The 3892-nt window shown below is 38.0% G+C and carries 3 protein-coding genes; 2 read left to right on the top strand and 1 reads right to left on the bottom strand.

Annotated features, from left to right (window positions below; genetic code table 11):
* The first annotated feature begins 607 nt into the window (after nt 1–607).
* Complete coding sequence (locus tag DPV92_RS09650; protein WP_111354682.1) at nt 608–1564, top strand: replication initiation protein; 957 nt, start codon at nt 608–610, stop codon at nt 1562–1564.
* Nucleotides 1557–1727, top strand: a complete 171-nt coding sequence (locus DPV92_RS09880; RefSeq protein ID WP_192574195.1) for a hypothetical protein — start codon at nt 1557–1559, stop codon at nt 1725–1727. The genes DPV92_RS09650 and DPV92_RS09880 overlap by 8 nt, the downstream gene beginning before the upstream one ends.
* 43 nt (nt 1728–1770) lie before the next feature.
* Here the strand turns inward: DPV92_RS09880 and mobV are convergent, their stop codons facing one another.
* Complete coding sequence (gene mobV / locus DPV92_RS09645) at nt 1771–3468, bottom strand: MobV family relaxase (protein ID WP_192574194.1); 1698 nt, start codon at nt 3466–3468, stop codon at nt 1771–1773.
* Between the last annotated feature and the right edge of the window lie 424 nt (nt 3469–3892).

Below are 3892 nucleotides of genomic sequence, written 5' to 3'. Positions count from 1 at the left end.
AGGTCTGCCGACAGCTCTCCACTCCCTTCGGTCGTTCCGCCCTCGCTTTGCTCGGTTGGCTTTGCTTGGCTCATCAAATCGATTTTAAGGCACTTAAAGCCGTTCATCTGATAAATCCCTAATCCCTTCCTGCAAAAACGCCTCTACGGCTTTCCTATTGCGTTTTTCGGTGGCATTAAGTTCCGCTCGGTGCTGTTTAGCGTGGCAAAGGTTGGTTTTCCTCCCTTACCCGCAGATCAGCCTAGCGGAACTCGAACCTTGCACGGAGTTGATTAAACGCTCGAACCTATCCCCTGCCCCCTTATTTGCAGAACAGAAAAAAATAGAGCGAAGCGACAGGCAAAACGCAGTTTTGCTCTATTTTTTATTTTTTTGTTTTTTCGTTTTTTCGGTTTCTGAGAGCCTTGTGGCACAAGGCTTCCGAGATTTATAAGACTACAAATTTCCTGTTATGAGACTACAAATTTCCTGTTATAAGACTACAAATTTCCTGTTATGAGACTACAAATTTCCTGTTATAGACTACTTTACATTAAATTGATGTAGTTTTATTATATGGCTACATAGTTTAAATTGTTGTAGTTTAATACAGGAAATTTGTAGTCTTATGCCAAATGATTTAGTTGTTGTAAAGGCTAATAGCCTTATTGAAGCCAGTTACCGATTAAGTATTGATGAAGTACGGATTTTAGCTTTAACTATTGGGACTATGGATCCAAAATCTAATCAAAAGATTTTTGATTTCACGGTGGCTGATTTTGTCCGTGAGTTTCCAGAAATAAGCCAAGATAACGCCTATAAGCAAATTCAGGGTGCAATTAAACGTATTTATGAGCGTAGTGTTAAAACTGAAGATAAAGACCGTGTAACTGAATTTCGTTGGGTTTCCTCTCGAACATATTTCAAGAAAGAGGGGCGTTTCAGAATAGCTATGACTGATGAAGTTATGCCATACCTAACGCAACTTAAAGGGCAATTCACGCAATATCAACTCAAACATATCGCTTATTTCAACAGTGTACATTCAATTCGAATTTATGAACTAATCACTCAATATCGCAAGGTTGGAGAACGTGAAATTACAGTAGAAAAACTAAAAGAATGGCTACAAGTTGAGGAAAGTTATTCTCGCTGGAATAACTTTAAAGCAAGGGTTTTAGACCCTGCTATATCTGAGATTAACGAAAAATCAGATTTATTTATTGAAGTTGAACAGATTAAGAGAGGGCGTTCAATCCACGCCTTGAAATTTCTAATTAGTCCGAAGAAACAAGCGACACAAGCGGTTGAAAATACCGAAAATTTAACAAAATCAGGTCGCCCAAAACTACCACAACGCCCACAAGTCAAGAAAGGCACTGATGCCGAAGCAAAATGGGCGAGAGAATGTATCAAAGTGCTTGAAGATTGGCGTAAAACATTGAAAGAACGTGGCGAGAAATTAAGTACAAGCGATTTAGAGCTGTTATGCAGTTATTACAAAATCACAGGCGACTGGCACACCGTAGAAAAAATTACAGAAGTGATTGAGAAACGCCAAAACAAGGAAAATAAAAATGAGTAAATCTGAAAACAAACCACAATTCGAAGATACTGAGCCTTATGTTCAAAACTTTGAGTACGTTGATCCAAATGCGATTGAGCTTGAGGGCGAGTATATTCGCCAAGAGATTGAACAGGCAGAACTTGATGAAGCATTACACGCAGCAGGCAAGTTTGTTTACTAAATAAAAAACCGCCTTTTCAGGCGGTTTATGATTTTCAAGGCTATCACATTTTCATTCCTGGCATATTCCCCAAATGTTTGTTTTCGACAAGCCAATCGTGAGCCTTCTTGATTTGTTCAAAGTATTTTACTTCTAAACTTAACCCATAATTAAGGTCTGTTTTCTTAGCAAAATCAAGCATTCCTCTTACATTTTCAAATGATTTGTACTGCTCCTTATACGTTAAATCTCTACGTCCGATATTGTTTAATTCTGATGGTATTGTTTTGATGACGTGGCTCAATTTCTTTTCTAACTCAATGTAGTATTTTTCTTTGAGTGTATCTAAATCTATTCCATTACTTAGCTTGTCATTTTTATCCTTTAATTTCTCATTTTCCGATTTAAGGCGTCCAATCTCTTCTCCATACATTTGATTTTTTTCTTTTTCTAGTTCGTAATCCCTTCTTAAATACTGCGTTTTCGTCCTAAAATTAAACTCTAAGCGTTCAGTTTCCTCTTTCAAATCTGCGTCGTAGTTTTTAACTTTCTTTTCAAGTTCGGCGATATTTTCTAACTTCTCTAGGACCAAGTTTTCTGCGGCATCATACTCAGGCTCAAGTCCAAATTTATTTACTATTTTCAGATAAAACTCGTCTCTATTTTTTTTAAATTCTTCAAGTTTCTGAAGATCATCTCGTGCTTCTTTTTCCTTTTTCTCGGCTTCACATAACTTTTGATTTATCTCTTTTTTTTCTTCTTCAAATTCAGCCTTAGTCTCGCGAATAGCCTCTTCTTTTACTCTTTGAGCCTCATTTTGAGCCTTAAATAACGTTCTATTTGCGTCTATCTGTAACTTATCAATTTCAGCCCGTTCTTTGGCAAGCTTTTCCTTCACTTCCCTTTCAAGCTCTTTTTTTATCGCTTGTTTTTCTCGTCTCTTCATTTCTGAATTGGAATTGTAATAAGGCGATAAAACCTCACGAATATCACCGATACTAATCATTGGCGTAGGTAAAGCAACTCGCCCTTCAATCTCTTCGGTTTTCGTGCCGAACATTCCTTTTTTCTCAAATATCATTGACCCACTAATTTCAGCCTTTGATTTTCGCTCTAATTGCTCAATGATTTTTGACATATCTAGCCTTATGCTTTCAGCGTTTAGCTCCTTGTACCATTCTTGAACCTTTTTATGTGTTGCTTTTGAGCCAATTTCCCCACGCTCTAGCCCATATTTTTTTGATACTTGCTCATAAAAATCCGTTTGGCGTGCTGAATACTCTTTCTTACCACCCAGAATTTCACTAGCATTGAGCTTTCTAACGATCTCCCCCTTTTTGTTTTTCTTCTCGATCACAGGAATATAAAAGGCTGTCAGGTGTGCGGTTGTTTCATCATTATGAATTTGGGCGTGTAGCAAGTTACCTTCCCCAAATTTAGCATTGCAGAACGCTAAAGACTCTTTAAAGAATCGATTTCGCTCTTCGTTCGACATTCCTTTAATCTTCTCGGGGCTTGCAGTAACTAGCACTTCTAGGGCGTGAACAACATCACTTCTGATTTTCCCTGTTGGTTTCAATCTTTCGTATTTATCCAACGTAGAGCTAACATCAAACGTATCAGGTGTGAGAAGTGTATTTTCATTCAATCGAGTAGGGTCGGCATTTGGGGTTTCTTGTTCCCGAAATGCGTGCATTAGCGATCCACGAAGGTTTGAGAGCTTTTTTAGTTTTTCTACTCTGAAAATCCCATAACTAGCCATTTTTTTTCTCCAATTTTTTTGCTGAAAAAAACTATTTTTTAGCACGGTACTTTAACAATCCTGCTCACGTTACTTATACGTTTTGTGAATAGCGAAAAATAGCGATTTACTGTGAATTTTTGGCTCGGTTTTTTCACAGTCCTCACTATTTTTTACGGGCGAGGGGCTTTGCTGTTCGTTTTTCGTGCGTTTATCACACATCTTATCTTATTTTTGGCATCTTCACGAGCAATTTTAAAAATTGCTCTAACTCACTATGGCAATTTTTTTAACGCCTAAAGTCTAAAAATTGCCGTGAGGTCTGCCGACAGCTCTCCACTCCCTTCGGTCGTTCCGCCCTCGCTTTGCTCGGTTGGCTTTGCTTGGCTCATCAAATCGATTTTAAGGCACTTAAAGCCGTTCATCTGATAAATCCCTAATCCCT

This window comes from Pseudohaemophilus paraphrohaemolyticus (assembly GCF_003253115.1).
Classification (GTDB): domain Bacteria; phylum Pseudomonadota; class Gammaproteobacteria; order Enterobacterales; family Pasteurellaceae; genus Haemophilus_A; species Haemophilus_A paraphrohaemolyticus_A.
The sequence above is the reverse complement of the archived record's forward strand: the minus strand, read 5'-3'. Positions and strand labels throughout refer to the sequence as shown.